The following is an 18,491-nucleotide window of genomic DNA, read 5'->3' as shown; positions in this document are numbered from 1 at the left end:
CCGCCCCCGCGGCGTCGAGCAGCGCCCCCAGCGGGTACGTGACGGTGCCCGACGTGGTCGGCGACGGCTTCGAGGGGGTCCGCAGCGACCTGCGGGACCGGAAGCTGGGCTGGCGGCTCATCTTCGGCACGGGCTCCGGGGAGAAGGTGGAGCGCCTCGATCCCGCCCCGGGCACCCGGGTGAGCCAGGGCACCACCGTCAAGGTGTACGTCGCCGGGCCCGCGCCGGAGGCCGAGGTGCCCGACCTGGACGACTACGACTGCGCCGACGCCGCCGCCACCATCGTCGAACGCGGTTTCTACCCGCGCTACCGCACCGGCCGGGTCGGCAAGGTGCAGTCCCAGGCCCCCGAGCCCGACGCGACCCGCCACTGGAACGACGAGGTCGCCATCTCCTGCGGAGCGGCGGAGGACTAGGCGCCCGCGCCCGCGCTGCTGGGACACGGGCCAGGTCACCACGCCGTTCCCGGCGGCTGGTGACCCCGACCGTTACCGTGGACCGTCGAGGGCCACGACGCCTTCCCGGTGGGAGAGGACGTGCGATGAGCGACCGCCAGGAGCCCGCCGACGACGCGACCCGCCCGCTGCCCGCCGCCGACGACCGGACCCGCGCGCTGCCCCGCGCCCAGGAAGACGCCGCCCAGCCGGGCCACCCCGGACCGCAGCCATCGCTCGACGCGACCGTCCGGCACGAACCCTTGGACGCCACGGCCCGCCACGAGCCCTTGGACGCCACGGCCCGCCACGAGCCCCCGGACGCGACCGCCCGGCACGAGCCGATCGACAGGACCCGGCCGCTGCCGCCGAACGCCGTGCCGGAGCAGACCGCGCCGGCCGCGCCGGCCGTCTGGTCGGGGCGGGCCGGGGTGCCGCCGCCGCGTCCGGTCGACTACCGGGAGCCGACCGAGTGGTACGGCGAGGAGCAGCGCGGACGCCGCTGGTGGATGCCGATCCTGCTGGGCATCCTGGCGCTGCTGCTGCTCGCTGCCCTCGGCACGGGGATTTGGCTGGTGCTGCGGGCGGCCGAGGAGCGGGACCGGGAGCCGACTCTGCCGCCGTCACCCACGAGCGTGCCGGTAACCACGGCCGCGCCGACGAGCGCCGCCCCGACCACCGGGGCGCCCAGCACCCCGGCCACCACCGCGCCGGCCCGGATTCCGGTGCCGCCCCTGGTGGGGCTGCCGCGGGCGTCGGCCGAGCGGATCCTGGACCGGCTAGACCTGTCGTACCGGGTGCGGACCCGGGAGTCCGCGGAGCAGCCGCCCGGCACGGTGATCGAGACCGACCCGGAGGCGGGTGAGCTGGTGGACGCGGACGACGAGGTGACACTGGTGGTGGCTGCCGCCCCGTCGCCGACACCGACCGAGCCGGACGAGCCGAGCCCCGGGGTCACGCCCACCGAATGAGCGGGTTCACCACATCCGGCGTCTCGTGCCGACCAGGCCCAGCCCGGCCAGTGAGATGGTCAGTCCGAGCAGGCCGGAGTAGAAGAGCGACTGGCTGAGGGCCTGCCGGGCGTCGGCCGTGCCGGCCAGGGCCGCCTCGCCGCCGCCGGCCCCCGGCTGGGACCCGGTGCGGTCTCGCGGACCCGGCGAGGCGTCCGCCCCGCTCTCCGGTGCGGCGTCGTACGGGTGGTCGCCGGGCGCGGCGAGGTCCATCGGGTAGTCGGACTCGTCCGGGTAGCCGTGGTCGCCGTCGTCGGGAGGTGGTGAGCCCTGCTCGCCGACGGTGATCTCGGGAGCGGGGACCGGTTCGGCCAGCCGGGTCGCCGACTCGGCCGGATAGCGCACCACCACCACGATGGTGGTGACGGCGCCGACCAGCGCCAGCAGCCCGAAGGCGTAACCGATACGGGACCTGTGGTGCCGCCGCGCGGCGGGCATATCGACCATGGCCATCCCAGGTTCAGGGTCCGGGACGCGCGGGGTGGTGACTTTGCCGGGGTGGGCGTACCGAGTCTATGGCGACGGCACGCCCCCCGACCGGGTAATGGCGGAGGTCAGCCGACCGCCACCGGGGCGCGGTTGATGGTCCGTCGGGTCCGTACGGTGTGCTGGCGCGGCACGGGTGCCGCCTGGAGCTGCCGGAGACCGGCCTCCTGTACGAAGATCGACCGTCGGTTGACCGCGTCCCCCGCCGCGTTCAACTCGTAACCGTCGAGCCAGAGCCAACCGTCGTAGGTGGGCCAGTCGAGTACCCGGATGACCCGGAACGTGATGGGCCGGATGAACTGGACACTCGCCGCGCGAGTCACGTGCAGTACGTCACCGGAGCGGGGAAGCACATGGGCTCCTGGGGAAGGAATGGCCGGCGGTGTGCCGACCGGAGGTGATCGGGGGAAGCTGCTTTTCTGGCCCGGTCGCGGGGTCGTGTCTCGTCGACCGGTGGATCGGTGGCGGTGGTCGGGCCGTACCCGCTGGTGGCGGACCGCCACCCGACCATCACCGTGCTGCTCCCGGGTACCGCTCCCGCCGCCGCAGCCGTCGGGCGTGCAGCGGCGGGGTCATCACCCCGGGGCAGGTCTCGTTGTCGCAGCTGGAACGGGGTGCCCGGCCGTCGTCACGCCGCCGGCTTGGTTGCGGAACCGGGTGAGCGTGGGGAGACGGTGAGTAACCCGAGCCATACGGACAGAGTGCATCAGCGACGTGCGACATGCAAGTTGCACGTCGACTTTTGCCGATACGCGAGCGCGACACGTGAACGAGGCGCTTGATGACGCCGACCCCGGAGCGGCACACTGGACGCCGGTTTCGCCCGACGCGGCCGGTCGACGACCGGGACCACCCCTGCCGCGAACGATCGCCCGCCGTTCGTCGGTCGCGCCTCGGCGGGTTGTCGACGCAGGCGCGAGCCACCGGGAGGTAACCGGGTGAGCGCGAGGAACGGGCAGCACCGCCCGGCGAGCCGCGGAGTCACGCGGTGAGCGAGCGGCGCAGCCCCACCATCCGGCGTCGCCGGCTGGGCGCCGAACTGCGCCGCCAGCGCGAGGCGGCGGGGATCACCATCGAGACGGTGGCCGAGCAGCTCGAATGCTCCGCCTCGAAGATCTCCCGGATCGAGACGGGCCACACCTCGGCCACCCCGCGCGACGTCCGCGACATGCTGCGGATCTACGGCGTGGTGGGCGTTGAGAGCGACGAGCTCGTGCAGATCGCCCGGGAGGCCCGGCAGAAGGGCTGGTGGCATCCGTACAGCACGGTGCTGGTCGGGGCCTACGTCGGCCTGGAGGCGGCGGCGAGCTCGATCCGCGCGTACGAACAGCAGGTGGTCCCGGGCCTGCTGGAGACCGAGGAGTACGCCGGCGCGATGATCCGGGCGGCCCGCCCGGACTTCACCGTCGACCAGGTGCAGCAGCGGGTGCGTGTCCGTCTGGGCCGTCAGTCGTTGTTGACCCAGGACGATCCGGTCGATTTGTGGGTGGTGCTCGATGAGGCGGTGCTGAGCCGGCCGGTGGGCGGCGACGCGGTGATGCGTGGCCAGCTCCAGCGGTTGGTGGAAGTGGCGGAATTGCCGAACGTGACGCTCCAGGTCCTGCCCTTCGAGGTGGGAGCGCACGCCGGCATGGACGGCACCTTCACCATTCTCAGCTTCCCCGAACCGAGTGATCCCGATGTCGTGTACGCGGAGAACGCCACGGGTGGGCTCTTCCTGGAGAAGAGCGACGAACTGCAGAAGTACAGCTTCATCTTCGATCACATTCGAGCAGCGGCCATTCGCCCGGAGGAATCCATAGCTCACATCGCAAAACTGGCAGAGGAGCCGCTGTGGAAATGGCGACCAAGGAATTCCCCGTGGACCTGACGTACGCGACATGGTTCAAGAGCTCGAAGAGCGGTCCGAACTGTGACAACTGCGTCGAGGTGGCGTACGTGACCGGGGCGGTCGGCGTTCGGGATTCGAAGGACAAGACAGGGCCGGCCCTGGTCTTCGCTCCAGGTGACTGGCACGCCTTCGTCGCCGGCGCGCGGAGCGGCGGGCTCGTCCAGCACTGATCGACGCAGCGTGGCGTTGAGACGGGTCGGCCGGGATCTGCCCGGTCGGCCCGTCGCCACTTGCGTTCCGTCTCGTTGAACCCGTCGACACGGCGCTGGTCGACAACCCGCCGCACGGATCGGAAACCGAGCGAGGCAGGCGAGACGGATGACGACGATCGGTTCAGACAACCTCACCAATGGGCCGGGCAAGGCCGAGCGCTTCGGCGGCAAGTACCGCGGCGCGCGCCGGGACACCGTGCTCACCGAGGTCGTGTCCACCGACACTGAGGTTGGCGGGCGGGACGCCGGGTCGGCCGCGCCGGAACAGGCCGGGCCGCCGCTGACGCTGCCCTCGCTCGACCCGAACCCGCTGACCGAGCCCTCGTTCCCGCCCGCCGGGTGGCCGCTGGAGCAGACCGAGTCGCTGGTCGACCACCCGTTGCTGCGCGGCCTGCTGATGGAGCTGCCTCCGAAGGGGAGCGTGCCGCCGCCCGGCTGGCTGGATCGCTGGTTCGAGGCGACCCGGGCGATCCTGGAGCTGCTATACGTGCAGGGGCCGAGCCGCACGCGCTGAGGGTGCCGTCGGCTCCGGTAACGCCCGCTCGGCGAGCCGGCTGTGCCGCAGCGCCAGGCGTACCCCCATCCCGATCATCGCGAGGCCGCCGAGGGTGACGGCCGGTCCGGCCAGGCGGGGATCGGCGGCCAGGTCCAGCCCCGCGGCCGAGAGCACGGGCGGCATCGTGGCCAGGGCGGTGACCTGCACCGGCAGCCCGATCAACGGATGCGCCCCGGCGGCCCGCAGGCCGTGCGGCGCCGGCGTCTCCGGCGCGGTGGCGAACGCGCCTGCGCCGGCCCGGAGCCGGCGCAGCCGTCGTACCGTGCAGACCGCGACGGCGAGCGCCGGGACGGCGGCCAGGCCGAGACCGGCGGCGGCCCGGTCGACGGGCGTCGCACCGGCACTGGTCAGGCCGACCGCCAGCACCGCCGCCGTCAGGCCGAGGCCGGTCAGGGTCAGGGCCAGCAACCATCCGGTACGCCGGCGGAGTGCGCGGGCGCGGTCCAGCCGGGGCAGTCGGTCCGCCACCACGCCGGCGACCAGCCAGGCTGCGGCGATCGGCAGCAGAACGATGAGATGGCCATCCATGTGGTCAGCCTCGTTCAGTTCGGCGGCCGACGGATCCGGGGCCGGCCCCCGGTTCGTCCCCTACCTCACCCGTAGGGGCATCTCGCTGGAGTTATGGACGCTTCGACATGTTTAACTCCGGCGTCCTGTCGATCTACCCTCAATTGGATCGGCAACCATCGATCAACCTTGTTGGCGGGTGGACGGTCGGCTGCCGGTCCGAGGGAGGTAGGGAGATGGGTCTTTCACACCGATCCGCACTCGTGGGGGTGGCCACGCTCGCGATGGTGGCGACCGCCGCACCCGCCATGGCCGCCGAGCCCGTCGGGGTGATCCGGGAAGCGGGCGGGGCGACCGCCGTGCCGGACAGCTACATCGTGGTCCTCAAGGACAGCGCCGTCGGCCGCAGCCAGGTGGGTGACAACGCCCGGCGGCTGGTCGGAAGGCACGGCGGCCAGGTCGCCCGCACCTACACCGCCGCGCTGCGCGGCTTCGAGGTCAAGGTCAGCGCGACGGCGGCGGCCCGGATCGCCGCCGACCCCGCCGTGGCGTACGTCGAACAGAACCACACGGTCACCATCTCCGGCACCCAGACCAACCCGCCCTCCTGGGGCCTGGACCGGATCGACCAGCGCAACCTGCCGCTGAACAGTTCGTACACCTACCCGAACACGGCCTCCAACGTGCGCGCCTACGTCATCGACACCGGGGTGCTGTTCGGGCACAACGACTTCGGCGGCCGGGCGGTCTCCGGCTTCGACGCGGTGGACGGCGGCTCCGCCGACGACTGCAACGGGCACGGCACGCACGTCGCGGGCACCGTCGGCGGCTCCTCGTACGGCGTGGCCAAGGGCGCCCAGATCGTCGGCGTCCGGGTGTTGAACTGCCAGGGCAGCGGCACCAACGCCCAGGTCGTGGCGGGCATCGACTGGGTGACCGCGAACGCGGTGAAGCCGGCGGTGGCGAACATGAGCCTCGGTGGCTCCGCCAACAGCTCGATCGACACGGCGGTCACCAACTCCATCAACTCCGGCATCACCTACGCCGTCGCCGCCGGCAACGGCGACATCTTCGGCAACCGGCAGAACGCCTGCAACTACTCCCCGGCCCGGGTCGGCTCGGCGATCACCGTCGGCGCCACCCAGAACAACGACGCCGCCGCGAGCTTCTCCAACTTCGGCACCTGCGTCGACATCCTGGCTCCGGGCGTCAACATCACCTCCGCCTGGTACACCGGCAACACCGCGACGAACACCATCAGCGGCACGTCGATGGCGTCTCCGCACGTCGCCGGCGCTGCGGCGCTCGTCCTCTCGGCAAACCCGGCCTGGAGCCCGCAGCAGGTACGGGACAGCCTGGTCAACGAGGCCACTCCGAACGTGGTGACCAACGTGGGCACCGGCACCCCGAACCGGCTGCTCCACGTGGCCAACGGCACCACCCCGCCGCCCACCAACGACTTCTCGGTCTCGGTGTCGCCGACCTCCGGCTCCACCGCGCCCGGCGGTTCGGTGACCGCCACCGTGGCCACCGCCACCACCAACGGCTCCGCGCAGTCGGTCAGCCTCTCCGCCAGCGGCCTGCCGGCCGGTGCGACCGCGTCCTTCAACCCGTCCACGGTCACCTCGGGCGGCTCGTCGACGCTCACCATCGCCACCTCGGCGAGCACTCCGCCCGGCACGTACACCATTACCGTCACGGGGACCGCCGCGTCGGGCACCCGTACGGCGACGTACTCGCTGACGGTGACCGGCTCGGGTGGCGGCGGCTGCTCCGGCAGTAACGGCACGGACGTCGCGATCCCGGACACCGGCGCCACGGTGTCCAGCTCGATCGCGATCTCCGGGTGTGCCCGCAACGCCTCGTCGGCATCGACCGTCGCGGTGAACATCGTGCACACCTACCGCGGTGACCTGGTCATCGACCTGGTCGCCCCGGACGGCTCCGCGTACCGGTTGAAGAACAGCAGCTACTTCGACGGCGCCGACAACGTCAACGCGACCTACACCGCGAACCTCTCGTCCGAGGCGGCGAACGGCACCTGGCGACTCCAGGTGCGGGACGTCTACTCCGGCGACACCGGCTACCTCAACACCTGGACCCTGACCCTCTGACGCACGCCCACCGCGGGGCTCCTTCCCACCGGAAGGGGCCCCGCGCCGTGTCGTGCCGGTCCCGCTGTGGCGCGACCGCCGTCGGACGGCGGGCCGTGCGGGGTCAGACCGCGAAGGTGGCGGGACGCTCGGTGGCCGGTGCCGGTGGCCGCGCCTTCCACAGGCCGGTCTTCTGGCCGGCGAGGCGGGTCAGGTACGCCGGGTTGAGGATGACGTACCGGCGCCAGAGCCGCTTCGGCTCCAGGCCGAGCCGCCAGAACCACTCCAGCCCGGCCCGCTGCATCCACGCGGGCGGCTGCTTGAGCAGACCGGCGTGGTAGTCGAAGGCCGCGCCGACCGCCATCAGCGGCATGTCCAGCAGCGGCCGCATGGCGTACGTGAAGACCTCCTGGCGCGGGCAGCCGAGGCCGACCAGGACCAGCCGGGCCCCACTGGCCCGGATCCGGTCGGCGATCTCGACGTCCTCACCCGGCTGGACCTGGCGGAACTTCGACGGTTCCACCCCGGCGATCTTCAGCGCGGGGAACATCCGCTCCAGCGCCGGAATCAGCTTGCCGAGGGTCTCCTCGGTGGAGCCGTACAGGTAGACCGGCAGCCCCTCCTCGGCGAAGCGGTGCAGCACGTGCAGCGTCAGCGTCGGCCCGTAGACCCGGTCCGACAGGTTCGCGCCGTGCAGCAGGTTGAGCGCCCAGCGCACCGGCTGGCCGTCCGGGGTGACCACGTCGAAGGAGTTCAGCCGGGCGTTGTGCGCCCGGTCGAGCACGCCGGTCATCACCCCGTGCACGGCCAGCGCGGTCAGTGCCAGCGGCCGGCGATCACGCGCCGCGGCCACCACCTGCTCGGTCGCCGAGGCGTAGTCGGTCGCGTCGACGAGGACGCCGAGGACGTTGCGCTTGGTCTGTCCGCTCATGCCTGCGGCACCCACTTGTCGACGTTGGCCTCGTAGATCTCGCGCATGATCATCGGTACGTCGTAGACCTGCTTCCAGTCCGGGTAGTCGGCCTGGAAGGCCTCGTTCGAGCCGATCCACCACTTGTGGTCGCCGATCCGGTTCGCCTCGACGTACTCGGTGACCATCTCCACGCCGGTGATCTGCTCGGCCAGCGCGAACGCCTCCCGGTTGGAGGTGTTCGAGTGTCGGCCGCCGCCGAGGTTGTAGACCGCGGCCGAGCGCGGGTTGCGGAAGAACGCCTCGAACGCGGAGACCACGTCCGAGCTGTGGATCGCGTCCCGGACCTGCTTGCCCTGGTAGCCGAAGATCTTGTACGTGCGGCGCTCCATGTTCGCCCGCATCACGTACCCGAGGAAGCCGTGCAGCTCGGTCGCGGAGTGCGCCGGGCCGGTCAGCGTGCCGCCCCGGAAGCAGGCGGTCTTCATGCCGAAGTAGCGGCCGTACTCCTGCACCATCACGTCGGCGGCGACCTTGGAGGCGCCGAAGACCGAGTGCAGGCAGGCGTCGATCGACATGTCCTCGCGGATGCCCTGCTCGTACGGGTGCCCCGGCTCGATCTCCCAGCGGGTCTCCTGCTCCACCAGCGGAAGGCTGTTCGGCCGGTCGCCGTAGACCTTGTTGGTCGAGCAGTGGATCACCGGCGCCTCGATGCAGTGCTCCCGCACGTTCTGCAGGATGTTGAGGGTGCCGCCGGCGTTGACGTCGAAGTCGGTGAACGGGTCGCGGACCGCCCAGTCGTGCGAGGGCTGCGCGGCGGTGTGGATCACCACGGCGACGTCGCGGCCGTAGCGGGCGAAGAGCTTCGCCAGCGTGTCCCGGTCGCGGATGTCGATGCTGTGGTGCGAGTACGCCGACCCCAGCTCGTCGGCGAGCCGCCGGACGTTCCACGCGGTCGACGCCTCGGCGCCGAAGAACTCCTGCCGCATGTCGTTGTCGATGCCGACCACGTCGAGGCCGAGGCCGGCGAAGTGCCGGACCGCCTCGGACCCGATCAGACCGCCCGATCCGGTCACCAACGCGACACTCACACGCCACTCCTGATCAGTAGGAGGCTCAGAAACCATCGGAGCATAGCGTGACGTACGGCACGCCCCCGATACGAGTCGAGGGCCCCGCAGACCTGCGGAGCCCTCGAACATCTGGTGGGGAAGGGGGGAGTTGAACCCCCACGTCCTTTCGGACACACGGACCTGAACCGTGCGCGTCTGCCATTCCGCCACTTCCCCGTGGCTTGACCTCGAACACTGTAGCCGGTGCCGATCCCGCTGTCGCCAGCGGGCCCGGGACATCCGACGTGTCCTGCGTCATCGCCTCGACCGGCTACGCTCCGTGGAGCGGTCACCGTTCTCGGCGGACGAAACATTAGCACGCCCGGAGCGCCCCTTCCGAACGGCCCGCCACGAGGCCGCCGAGCGGCGCGCGAGCTGCATGCGCCCCGGCCGGATACCATCATGTCCTCGGGACCCGAGGAGGAGCCGGTGAGCGTGCTGCAACGCTTCGAGAAGCGTCTGGAAGGCCTGGTCGAAGGGGCCTTCGCCAAGGTCTTCAAAGGGGTGGTCCACCCCGTGGAGATCCTCAACGCCATGCAGCGGGAGGCCGAGGCGCACAAGGCCATCCTGGCTGGTGGGCGCACGTTGGTGCCCAACCGCTACGTGATCGATCTCTCGCCGTACGACCACAGTCGGCTGGCGCCGTACGCCGCCGCGCTGGCCCAGGAACTGGCCCAGTCGCAGGCGGAGTTCATCGGCGAGCAGGCGTGGACGGTCTACGGCGACGTGATCGTCGAGATCGAACGCGGCGAGGGGCTGGACACCGGCATGTTCCGGGTCACGGCCGAGGTCTACACCGGTGGCGAGGTCGCCCCGGTCTCCGCGCCCGGCGGCTACGACGCCGGCCCGCCGGCGTACCCGGCGTACGACCAGGGCGGCGGCTACGGCCCGCCGCCGGGACACGGCGGCGGCGGGGCGCGCAACGTCCGGCTGGTCTCCGGCGACGGCCGCACCTACCCGCTCCAGATGGGGTCGACGGTGATCGGTCGCGGTGACCAGGCCAACCTGCGTCTGCCCGACGTCGGCATCTCCCGGCGACACGCCCGGCTGGATTTCGACGGCGGCCAGGTCGTGCTGACCGATCTCGGGTCGACCAACGGCACGATGGTCAACGGCCAGCGCGTCTCCGCGGTCGCCCTCAACCCGGGCGACATGATCCAGCTGGGTACGACCACCCTGACCTTCCGCGTGGACGGCTGACGCGCCTTGCCGGAGCTCGTCATCACCGTCGCCCGGTTCGGGTTCCTCATCCTGCTGTGGATCTTCGTGTTCACGGTGGTCGGCGTGATCCGCCGTGACCTCTTCGCAGGAGCCCGGTCGGGCCGGCTGGTGGCCGCGCCACGCGCGGTGGGCGCCTCCACCGGGCAGGCGGCGAAACCGGCGAAGGTGAAGCGGGGCAGGGCCGCGCACCAGCTGGTGGTCACCGCCGGCCAGCTCGCCGGTACCCGGATCACCCTCGGCGAAGCGCAGATCACCATCGGGCGGGCCGAGGACTCCACCCTCGTCATCACCGACGACTACGCCTCCGCGCGGCACGCCCGGCTGGTGCCGCGCGAAGGGCAGTGGTTCGTGGAGGACCTGGGCTCGACTAACGGCACCTACCTGGATCGCGCTAAGGTCACCGGACCAACCCCCGTCCCCCTCGGCGTGCCGATCCGGATCGGCCGCACTTCTCTCGAATTACGGCCATGACTCTGACCCTGCGCTATGCGGCCCACAGCGACCGCGGTCTGATCCGAGACGGAAATCAGGATTCCGTCTACGCCGGGCCGCGGCTTCTCGCCGTCGCCGACGGCATGGGCGGCATGGCCGCCGGTGACGTCGCCAGCAACATCGTCATCGGTGCCATGGCGCCGCTCGACGAGGACGTCCCAGGGGACGCTCTCGTCGACGCGCTGCGCTCGGCCGTGGGCACCGCCAACCAGCAGCTCCGCGACACCGTGGACGCCAATCCGCAGCTGGAGGGGATGGGCACCACGCTCACCGCGACCCTCTTCTCCGGCAGCAAGCTCGGCATGGTCCACATCGGTGACTCGCGGGCCTACCTTCTGCGCAACGGCGAGTTCGCGCAGATCACCAAGGACGACACCTACGTCCAGATGCTCGTGGACGAGGGCCGGATCAGCGCGGAGGAGGCGAGCAGCCACCCCCAGCGCTCGCTGCTCACCCGGGCCCTCGACGGCCGCGACATCGACCCGGAGTACAGCGTCCGCCAGGTGCTGCCCGGTGACCGCTACCTGATCTGCAGCGACGGGCTCTCCGGCGTGGTCAGCGCGGACACCATCGCCGACACCATGCGGGAGTACACCGACCCGCAGCAGTGCGTCGAGCGGCTGGTGCAGCTCGCGCTCCGCGGCGGCGGCCCGGACAACATCACCGTGATCATCGCGGACGCCACCGACCAGGACATCGTCGAGGCGAGCCCGATCGTCGGCGGCGCCGCCGCCCGGGACCGGGGCATGGCCACGTCCGCCGACGTCTCCACCCCGGCGGCCCGCGCCTCGGCGCTCTCCGCGCCGCGACCCCCGGTGCCGGAGGATCCGGCCGCCAACCGCGACGACGAGCCCGAGCGGGCCGGCCGCCGGCCGCTGCGCACCGTGGCGATGCTGACGGCGCTGCTGGTGATCCTGGGCGGCGGTCTCTTCGCCGGCTGGAGCTACACCCAGCGGCAGTACTACGTCGGCGCGACCGAGCAGGGGCAGCTCGCGGTCTTCCGCGGGGTCCCCGGCCAGGTCGCCGGGCTGAACCTGTCCAGCGTGCACTCGGAGAGCCAGGCCAAGCTGGACGACCTGACCCTCGCCGCCCAGGAGCAGGTCAAGCAGGGCATCCAGGCCAAGAGCAGGCCCGACGCGATCCGCCGGCTGGCCGAGCTCACCAGCGAGGACCCGGCCAACCCCAACCTGAAGCCGGCCTGCCCGCCGAGCCCGACCGCGACGCCGAGCGCCGCCGCGGTCACGGCGACCCGCAGCCCGGCCGCGCCCACCCCGGCCGCCAGCGGCGGTCCGGCCGGCACCGTCACTCCCGCGCCGACCACCACGCCCGACGCCCCGGCCTCCGACCCGGTTCCGCCGGTCGTGGACCCGGCGGGCTGCCGGTCGACCGAGTGAATGTCGGCTGAGAGCCCGAGGAACGATCCTTGACCGCAGCGGCAGCACCGGCAGCCTCGCCCGTCACGACGGGCGAGCAGCCCGGCGTACGCCTGGCCCGGTCCCGGCGCAACGCGGAGCTCTCCCTGCTGCTGCTGGCCATGGTGCTGGTGGCGGCGTACGCGGCGATCGTCGAGGCGAACATGCTCGACACCGTCACCGCGGACTTCTGGATGCCGGCAGCGGTGCTGGGCGTGGTCTTCCTCGGCATGCACCTGGTCATCCGCTGGCTGGCCCCGTTCGCCGACCCGGCCCTGCTGCCGGCGGTCGCCCTGCTCAACGGGATCGGGGTCGGCTTCCTGCGCCGCCTCGACCTGGGCGAGGCGGCCCCGGCGGAGCGGGAGACGCTGGCCGTCTTCGCCGGCACCGGCGGTCGCCAACTCGCCTGGACGCTCGCCTCGGTGGTGCTCGCCGCCGGGCTGCTCGCCCTGATGCGTGACCACCGCTCGGTCTCCCGGTACGCGTACACCCTGGGCCTGGCCGGCATCGTGCTGGTGATGATCCCGGCCGTGCTGCCCGGCCGGTTCTCCGAGATCAACGGTGCCAAGCTCTGGGTCCGGATCGGCGGCTTCTCCATCCAGCCCGGTGAGTTCGCCAAGCTGGCCCTGCTGGTCTTCTTCGCCTACTACCTGGTCCGCAAGCGCGAGGTGCTCTCGCTGGCCAGCCGCCGGATCCTCGGCATCGACTTCCCCCGTGGCCGGGACCTCGGCCCGGTGGTCGTGGTGTGGCTGATCAGCCTTCTGGTCCTGGTCTTCGAGAAGGACCTCGGCACCTCGCTGCTCTACTTCGGCATGTTCGTGGTGACGCTCTACATCGCCACCGAACGGGTCAGCTGGCTGCTGATCGGTCTGGTGCTCTTCTTCGGCGGCGCCTACCTCGCGTACGTGCTGGGTGGCACCGTCGGCGGGCCGTTCCTCAACTTCTACACCCGGGCCGAGATCTGGCTGGACCCGTTCGCCGAGCCGTACGACCGGGGCTACCAGCTGGTGCAGGGCCTGCTCGGCCTGGGCAGCGGTGGCCTCTTCGGCACCGGCCCGGGCGCCGGCGAGCCGCTGGAGATCCCCGAGGTGCACAACGACTTCATCTTCGCCGGCATCGGTGAGGAGATCGGCCTGTTCGGGCTCACCGCGCTGCTGGTGACCTACCTGCTGATCGTCGAGCGGGGCCTGCGGGCCGGGCTCGCCGTGCGGGACTCGTTCGGCAAGCTGGTCGCCGGCGGCCTGGCCTTCACGCTCGGGCTCCAGGTCTTCGTGATCGTCGGCGGGATCAGCAAGCTCATCCCGCTGACCGGCCAGACCACGCCGTTCCTCTCCGCCGGTGGCTCGTCGCTGATGGCCAACTGGCTGCTCATCGCGGTGCTGCTGCGGATCTCCGACGCGGCCCGCCGCCCGGTGAAGCAGGGCTCCGGGGCGGCGGCCCGGCCCGGCGGCGGCGCGCCGGAGCAGTTGCACGGTGCCCCCACGGAGGTGATCCGCCCGTGAACGCACCCCTGCGCCGCGTCGGCGTCGTTGTCATGGTCCTGTTCGGTCTGCTCTTCGCGAACCTCAACTGGATCCAGGCCTACAAGGCCGACGAGTACCGCAACAGCGACTACAACGGCCGGGTCCAGGTGGCCGAGTACGAGCGCCGGCGCGGCAACATCGAGGCCGGCGGCACCGCCTTCGCCACCAGCAAGGAGACCAGCGGCAAGCTGAAGTACCTGCGTACCTACCCCGGTGGGGCGAAGTACGCGCACGTGCTCGGCTACAAGCCGGTCAACCTGGCGGACACCGGCATCGAGCGGGTGGAGAACGAGTTCCTGGCCGGCACCAGCGACGCGCTGATCGCCAACCGGATCAAGGACATGTTCACCGGCGACGAGACCGGTGGCGGCAACGTGCTGCTCACCCTCTCCAAGCGCGCCCAGGACACCGCGTACGAGCAGCTGCGGAACAACAACAACGGGGTGAAGAAGGGCGCGGCGATCGCCATCGACCCGCGTACCGGGGCGGTGCAGGCGCTCGTCTCGATGCCCAGCTTCGACCCGAATCCGCTGGCCGACCACGACACGAACCAGGCCTCCGCCGCGTACAACCGGCTGGAGCAGGACCCGGACGGCCCGCTGAAGAACCGCGCGCTCGCCGAGACGCTGCCCCCCGGCTCGACCTTCAAGATCGTGGTCGCCGCCGCGGCGCTGGAGAACGGGGTCGGCAAGAGCACCCAGATCCCGGCCGGGGCCAGCTGGACCCCGCCCACCTCGGGTGCCCCGATCCGCAACGCCGCTCCGTCGATCTGCCCGGAGCCGCAGGTCAGCCTGATCGAGGCGGTCCGCGAGTCGTGCAACACCGGCTTCGCCCAGCTCGGCGTGAAGCTCGGCGCGGACACCGTCAAGGAGAAGGCCCGCCAGTTCGGCTTCGAGCAGGACGACCTCACCGTCGGCCAGCTCGGCGAGGACGGCCTCGGCGTCGCGCCGAGCCGCACCGGCGCGATGGAGGCCCCCGGCGGCGGCACCGACCCGGCCGCGCTGGCCCAGTCCTCGATCGGGCAGCGCGACGTCAAGATGACCCCGTTGCAGGGCGCGCTGATCGCCGGCGCGGTCGCCAACGGCGGCAGCCAGATGCGTCCGTACCTGGTCCGGCAGCTGCTCGCGCCGGACCGCACCACCAGCTACTACACCGCGAAGCCCCGGGAGCTGCGCCAGCCGGTCGACGGCACGGTCGCCGCCGACCTGCGGGAGATGATGGTCGCCGTCGTGCAGAGCGGCAGCGGTACCAAGGCGCAGATCAGCGGCTACACGGTCGGCGGCAAGACCGGCACCGCCCAGTCCGGGCCGCAGACGCCCGACCACGGCTGGTTCATCGGTTTCGCCCTCGACAAGAATGGCACCCCGATCTCCGCGGTCTGCGTGGTGCTGGAGGAGGCGGGCAGCGGCGGCAGCGCCGAGGCGGCCCGGATCGCCGGCCAGATCATGCGGGCGGCGATCGCCGACTCCGGGGGCCGCTGACATGCTTCACCCCGGCGTGCAGCTCGGCAACCGCTACCGCCTCGACGAGCGGATCGCCAGCGGCGGCATGGGCGACGTGTGGCGCGGCACCGACCAGGTGCTGGGCCGTACGGTGGCGGTGAAGAGCCTGCTCCCGGCGCTGCTGGACGATCCCGGTTTCGCCGAGCGGTTCCGGGGCGAGGCGCGGACCATGGCGACCATCAACCACCCGGGCGTGGTCGACGTCTACGACTTCGGCAGCGACCAGCAGATCGCCTTCCTGATCATGGAGTACGTCGAGGGTGACGCGCTGTCGGCCACGCTCGGCCGGGTCGGCCGACTCACCCCGGCCCGGACGATGGCGCTGGTCGCCCAGGCCGCCGACGCGCTGCACGCCGCCCACGAGAAGGGCATCGTGCACCGGGACGTGAAGCCGGGCAACCTGCTGGTGCGGCCGAACGGGACGCTGGTGCTGACCGACTTCGGCATCGCCCGCTCCGACCTGGTCGGCCAGCTCACGGCCGCCGGATCGGTGCTCGGCACCGCCTCGTACATCTCCCCGGAGCAGGCCACTGGCGCGGTCGCCACCCCGGCCTCCGACGTGTACGCCCTCGGCGTGGTCGCGTACCAGTGCCTGGCCGGCCGGCGCCCGTTCGACGGGGACAACCCGCTCGAGATCGCCATGAAGCACGTCCGGGAGACGCCCCGGCCGCTGCCCGGTGACATCCCGCCGCAGGTGAAGGCGATCGTGGAGCGGGCCTTGGCGAAGGACCCGGCCGCCCGCTGGCCCAGCGCCGCCGCGCTGGCCTCGGTGGCCCGCCAGGCGAAGCTCGCGCTGTCCCAGCAGGCACGGGCCGGGGGGCACGCCGGCCCGGTCTCGGCGGCGCCCGCCTCTCCGGCCGCCCCGGTGGCCCGGGCCCAGGTCCCCGCCGCCCGCCAGCAGCACCGGCCGGTCGCGTCGGGCCAGCAGCACCGCCCGCCGGCCACCGGCCAGGCCCGCCCGCCGGTCGCCGCGCGGCAGCCGCAGCCGCCCGCCGTGGCGCAGCGCCCCCCGGCCCCGGCGATGCCGCAGCCCCGGCCGCCGGTCGCGCAGCCGGTGCCGCCGCGCGGGGTCGCGCCGTCGGCTCCCACCCGGTCCGACCGCCCCGTCGGGTACGCCCGGCAACCGGTCCCGGCTTCCGTTCCGCCGCGTCGTTCCAGGTCAGGCACGGTGACCGTGGCCATCCTGCTGGCCGTACTGGTCCTGGTCTGCTCCGGCGTGATTTCCTACAGGGCGCGGCAGGGCGCGCTGACCGGTGATCCCGGCGCATCCGGCCCACGGAGCGTGACGTCCGGCGCGGTGAGCGCGTACGGACGCGACGATCTGGCCCATACGTCGTACCGTCGGGTGGAACGGCTCCGACCGGATCGCGGCGAGACGACGACGAGCGAAGGACGACGAACGCGATGACAGCGCAGGCCCGCCTGCTCGGTGGCAGGTACCAGGTCGGCGAGCTGCTCGGCTACGGCGGCATGGCGGAGGTCCACCGTGGTCGTGACCTTCGGCTGGGCCGGGACGTCGCGATCAAGATGCTCCGTACCGACCTCGCCCGGGACGCCACCTTCCAGATGCGGTTCCGCCGCGAGGCACAGAACGCGGCCTCGCTGAACCACCCGGCGATCGTCGCCGTCTACGACACCGGCGAGGAGACCGCGCCGACCGGCGAGACCCTCCCGTTCATCGTCATGGAGTTCGTCAACGGCCGGACGCTGAAGGAGGTCCTCGGGGTCGAGGGGCGCCTCCAGCCGCGCCGGGCGCTGGAGATCTGCGCCGACATGTGCGCCGCGCTGGAGTTCAGCCACCGGCACGGCATCATCCACCGGGACATCAAGCCCGGCAACGTGATGCTCACCCAGACCGGCCAGGTCAAGGTGATGGACTTCGGTATCGCCCGGGCCCTGGCCAGCGGCGCCACCACCATGACCCAGACCAGCGCGGTCATCGGCACCGCGCAGTACCTCTCCCCGGAGCAGGCACGCGGCGAGGCCGTGGACGCCCGTTCCGACGTCTACGCCGGCGGTTGCGTGCTCTTCGAGCTGCTCTGCGGGCACCCGCCGTTCGTCGGGGACAGCCCGGTGAGCGTGGCCTACCAGCACGTACGGGAGGCCCCGCCGACGCCGAGCGACATCAACCCGGACGTCAACCCGGCGGTCGACGCGATCGTGCTCAAGGCGCTGTCGAAGAACCCGCTCAACCGCTACCAGAGCGCCGGCGAGATGCGGGCGGACCTGCTCCGGGCCGCCGCCGGCCGCCCGGTGCTGGCCACTCCGGTCATGCCGCAGGACGAGACGGCGCACCTGGCCCCGGCCGCCGCCGGTGCCGGGTACCCGACGCAGGTCGTCGGCGCGCAGACCCGGCAGCAGGTCCCGGCGCGGGTCGGCGACCCGGGCCGCCGCAAGAGCTCGGCCTGGGTGATCGCCGCGTTCGCCGCGGTCGGGGTGCTGGCGGTGATCGCCCTGGTGGCGGCGCTGCTGATGCAGAACGGTGGCCCGGAGAAGGTCCAGGTGCCGAACCTCGCGGGCAAGGACCAGGCCACCGCCTTCACCGAGATCCGCAACGCCGGTCTGGTGCCGGGGCTCGGTGAGGAGGTCTTGAGCACCGCCTGCAAGAAGGGCACGGTCGCCGAGCAGAGCCCGCCGGCCGGCAGCAGCCTGGAGGAGAATCGCCAGGTCACCGTCAGAATCTGCGGCGGTCCGGGCACCAAGACCGTCCCGGCCGGTCTGGTGGGTGGCACCTACGAGAGCGTCAAGGCGACCTTGGAGGCCCAAGGCTTCACCGTCGTGCAGGAGACCGCGGACAGCCCCCGCGAGAAGAACGACGTGATCAAGGTGACGCCGCCGTCCGGCTCGAAGGTCGCCGAGGGTGCGACGATCACGGTCACCGTCTCGAAGGGCAACGTGGGTCAGGTGCCGCGGGTCATCGGCCTCACCGAGGAGCAGGCCCGGGCCGAGCTGAAGAGCGCCGGTTACGAGGTGAAGGTCCGCGACGGCGACGAGGTGCCGGCTGCGGAGGCCGGCAAGGTCAGCGGGCAGAACCCGGATCCGGGTACCGACCTGCCCAAGGGCAGAACGGTCACCATCGAGGTGTCCATCCCCGAGCCGACCCAGGAGCCGACCCCGCCCACCCCGACCC

At 72.1% G+C, this 18,491-nt stretch carries 18 protein-coding genes and 1 tRNA gene; 13 read left to right on the top strand and 6 right to left on the bottom strand.

From position 1 onward, the window contains the following. Together ACSNN7_RS25290 and ACSNN7_RS25285 are read left to right on the top strand one after the other, a co-directional pair. The coding region (locus ACSNN7_RS25290; RefSeq protein ID WP_436683432.1) for a PASTA domain-containing protein at positions 1-416 on the top strand (416 nt) is incomplete at its 5' end. Between the two features lie 125 nt (positions 417-541). Continuing rightward, positions 542-1,405 carry a PASTA domain-containing protein gene (locus tag ACSNN7_RS25285; RefSeq protein ID WP_436683431.1) on the top strand — a complete coding sequence of 288 codons (864 nt, stop codon included), beginning with the start codon at positions 542-544 and terminating at the stop codon, positions 1,403-1,405. Positions 1,406-1,411: 6 nt separating this feature from the next. Here the strand turns inward: ACSNN7_RS25285 and ACSNN7_RS25280 are convergent, their stop codons facing one another. Together ACSNN7_RS25280 and ACSNN7_RS25275 are read right to left on the bottom strand one after the other, a co-directional pair. After that, positions 1,412-1,897 carry a hypothetical protein gene (locus ACSNN7_RS25280; RefSeq protein ID WP_436683430.1) on the bottom strand — a complete coding sequence of 162 codons (486 nt, stop codon included), beginning with the start codon at positions 1,895-1,897 and terminating at the stop codon, positions 1,412-1,414. A 101-nt stretch (positions 1,898-1,998) separates the two neighbouring features. Beyond that, positions 1,999-2,283, bottom strand: coding sequence for a hypothetical protein (locus tag ACSNN7_RS25275; RefSeq protein ID WP_334453893.1), 285 nt, complete (start codon positions 2,281-2,283; stop codon positions 1,999-2,001). 635 nt (positions 2,284-2,918) lie between these two features. Between ACSNN7_RS25275 and ACSNN7_RS25270 the strand changes: the two genes are divergently transcribed. The 3 genes from ACSNN7_RS25270 (at position 2,919) to ACSNN7_RS25260 (ending at position 4,547) form a co-directional block, all read left to right on the top strand. Beyond that, positions 2,919-3,800 carry a helix-turn-helix domain-containing protein gene (locus tag ACSNN7_RS25270; RefSeq protein WP_436683429.1) on the top strand — a complete coding sequence of 294 codons (882 nt, stop codon included), beginning with the start codon at positions 2,919-2,921 and terminating at the stop codon, positions 3,798-3,800. After that, a complete protein-coding gene (locus tag ACSNN7_RS25265; protein ID WP_334453896.1) occupies positions 3,770-3,991 on the top strand; it encodes a DUF397 domain-containing protein in 222 nt (73 codons plus the stop codon). The genes ACSNN7_RS25270 and ACSNN7_RS25265 overlap by 31 nt, the downstream gene beginning before the upstream one ends. A gap of 148 nt (positions 3,992-4,139) precedes the next feature. Continuing rightward, positions 4,140-4,547 carry a hypothetical protein gene (locus tag ACSNN7_RS25260; protein ID WP_436683428.1) on the top strand — a complete coding sequence of 136 codons (408 nt, stop codon included), beginning with the start codon at positions 4,140-4,142 and terminating at the stop codon, positions 4,545-4,547. Here ACSNN7_RS25260 and ACSNN7_RS25255 read toward each other — a convergent pair. Beyond that, on the bottom strand, positions 4,515-5,117 hold the full coding sequence (locus ACSNN7_RS25255; protein ID WP_436683427.1) for a hypothetical protein: 603 nt from the start codon (positions 5,115-5,117) through the stop codon (positions 4,515-4,517). The two genes, ACSNN7_RS25260 and ACSNN7_RS25255, sit on opposite strands and share 33 nt — an antisense overlap. 215 nt (positions 5,118-5,332) lie before the next feature. Between ACSNN7_RS25255 and ACSNN7_RS25250 the strand changes: the two genes are divergently transcribed. Beyond that, entirely contained in the window at positions 5,333-7,210 is a 1,878-nt protein-coding gene (locus ACSNN7_RS25250) for a S8 family peptidase (protein WP_436683426.1), read from the top strand. A 103-nt stretch (positions 7,211-7,313) separates the two neighbouring features. Here the strand turns inward: ACSNN7_RS25250 and ACSNN7_RS25245 are convergent, their stop codons facing one another. From ACSNN7_RS25245 to ACSNN7_RS25235, 3 genes are all read right to left on the bottom strand, one after another. Then, entirely contained in the window at positions 7,314-8,120 is an 807-nt protein-coding gene (locus ACSNN7_RS25245) for a WecB/TagA/CpsF family glycosyltransferase (protein ID WP_436683425.1), read from the bottom strand. Beyond that, positions 8,117-9,190 carry an NAD-dependent epimerase/dehydratase family protein gene (locus ACSNN7_RS25240; protein WP_436683424.1) on the bottom strand — a complete coding sequence of 358 codons (1,074 nt, stop codon included), beginning with the start codon at positions 9,188-9,190 and terminating at the stop codon, positions 8,117-8,119. The genes ACSNN7_RS25245 and ACSNN7_RS25240 overlap by 4 nt, the downstream gene beginning before the upstream one ends. Positions 9,191-9,302: 112 nt before the next feature. Next, positions 9,303-9,388: transfer RNA gene (locus tag ACSNN7_RS25235), tRNA-Leu, on the bottom strand. Positions 9,389-9,613: 225 nt separating this feature from the next. Here ACSNN7_RS25235 and ACSNN7_RS25230 point away from each other — a divergent pair. From ACSNN7_RS25230 to pknB, 7 genes are all read left to right on the top strand, one after another. Continuing rightward, positions 9,614-10,411, top strand: a complete 798-nt coding sequence (locus ACSNN7_RS25230) for an FhaA domain-containing protein (protein WP_436683423.1) — start codon at positions 9,614-9,616, stop codon at positions 10,409-10,411. Positions 10,412-10,417: 6 nt separating this feature from the next. Further along, entirely contained in the window at positions 10,418-10,903 is a 486-nt protein-coding gene (locus ACSNN7_RS25225) for an FHA domain-containing protein FhaB/FipA (protein ID WP_088959602.1), read from the top strand. Further along, a complete protein-coding gene (locus ACSNN7_RS25220) occupies positions 10,900-12,318 on the top strand; it encodes a PP2C family protein-serine/threonine phosphatase (RefSeq protein ID WP_436683422.1) in 1,419 nt (472 codons plus the stop codon). Before ACSNN7_RS25225 ends, ACSNN7_RS25220 begins: the two co-directional genes overlap by 4 nt. A 29-nt stretch (positions 12,319-12,347) precedes the next feature. Continuing rightward, a complete protein-coding gene (locus ACSNN7_RS25215) occupies positions 12,348-13,838 on the top strand; it encodes an FtsW/RodA/SpoVE family cell cycle protein (RefSeq protein ID WP_436683421.1) in 1,491 nt (496 codons plus the stop codon). Continuing rightward, the gene (locus ACSNN7_RS25210) at positions 13,835-15,340 is read left to right on the top strand and encodes a peptidoglycan D,D-transpeptidase FtsI family protein (protein WP_436683420.1); all 1,506 of its coding nucleotides are present in this window, start codon (positions 13,835-13,837) and stop codon (positions 15,338-15,340) included. The genes ACSNN7_RS25215 and ACSNN7_RS25210 overlap by 4 nt, the downstream gene beginning before the upstream one ends. Position 15,341: 1 nt before the next feature. Continuing rightward, complete coding sequence (locus ACSNN7_RS25205; protein ID WP_436683419.1) at positions 15,342-16,769, top strand: protein kinase domain-containing protein; 1,428 nt, start codon at positions 15,342-15,344, stop codon at positions 16,767-16,769. Continuing rightward, the coding region (gene pknB / locus ACSNN7_RS25200; protein ID WP_436683418.1) for a Stk1 family PASTA domain-containing Ser/Thr kinase at positions 16,766-18,491 on the top strand (1,726 nt) is incomplete at its 3' end. The genes ACSNN7_RS25205 and pknB, both read left to right, overlap by 4 nt.

Origin of the sequence: Micromonospora sp. URMC 105, from assembly GCF_051386295.1 — a bacterium.
Taxonomy (GTDB): Bacteria; Actinomycetota; Actinomycetes; order Mycobacteriales; family Micromonosporaceae; genus Micromonospora.
Note: the sequence above shows the minus strand (reverse complement) of the source record. Positions and strands in the feature narration are given on the sequence as shown.

Bases quoted from the DNA above. Each gene is read 5' to 3' on its own strand.
- ACSNN7_RS25265 (WP_334453896.1), top strand. From the start codon at position 3,770: ATGGCGACCAAGGAATTCCCCGTGGACCTGACGTACGCGACATGGTTC.
- ACSNN7_RS25230 (WP_436683423.1), top strand. From the start codon at position 9,614: ATGTCCTCGGGACCCGAGGAGGAGCCGGTGAGCGTGCTGCAACGCTTC.
- ACSNN7_RS25280 (WP_436683430.1), bottom strand. From the start codon at position 1,897: ATGGCCATGGTCGATATGCCCGCCGCGCGGCGGCACCACAGGTCCCGT.
- ACSNN7_RS25260 (WP_436683428.1), top strand. From the start codon at position 4,140: ATGACGACGATCGGTTCAGACAACCTCACCAATGGGCCGGGCAAGGCC.
- ACSNN7_RS25220 (WP_436683422.1), top strand. From the start codon at position 10,900: ATGACTCTGACCCTGCGCTATGCGGCCCACAGCGACCGCGGTCTGATC.
- ACSNN7_RS25205 (WP_436683419.1), top strand. From the start codon at position 15,342: ATGCTTCACCCCGGCGTGCAGCTCGGCAACCGCTACCGCCTCGACGAG.
- ACSNN7_RS25285 (WP_436683431.1), top strand. From the start codon at position 542: ATGAGCGACCGCCAGGAGCCCGCCGACGACGCGACCCGCCCGCTGCCC.
- ACSNN7_RS25255 (WP_436683427.1), bottom strand. From the start codon at position 5,117: ATGGATGGCCATCTCATCGTTCTGCTGCCGATCGCCGCAGCCTGGCTG.
- ACSNN7_RS25245 (WP_436683425.1), bottom strand. From the start codon at position 8,120: ATGAGCGGACAGACCAAGCGCAACGTCCTCGGCGTCCTCGTCGACGCG.
- ACSNN7_RS25250 (WP_436683426.1), top strand. From the start codon at position 5,333: ATGGGTCTTTCACACCGATCCGCACTCGTGGGGGTGGCCACGCTCGCG.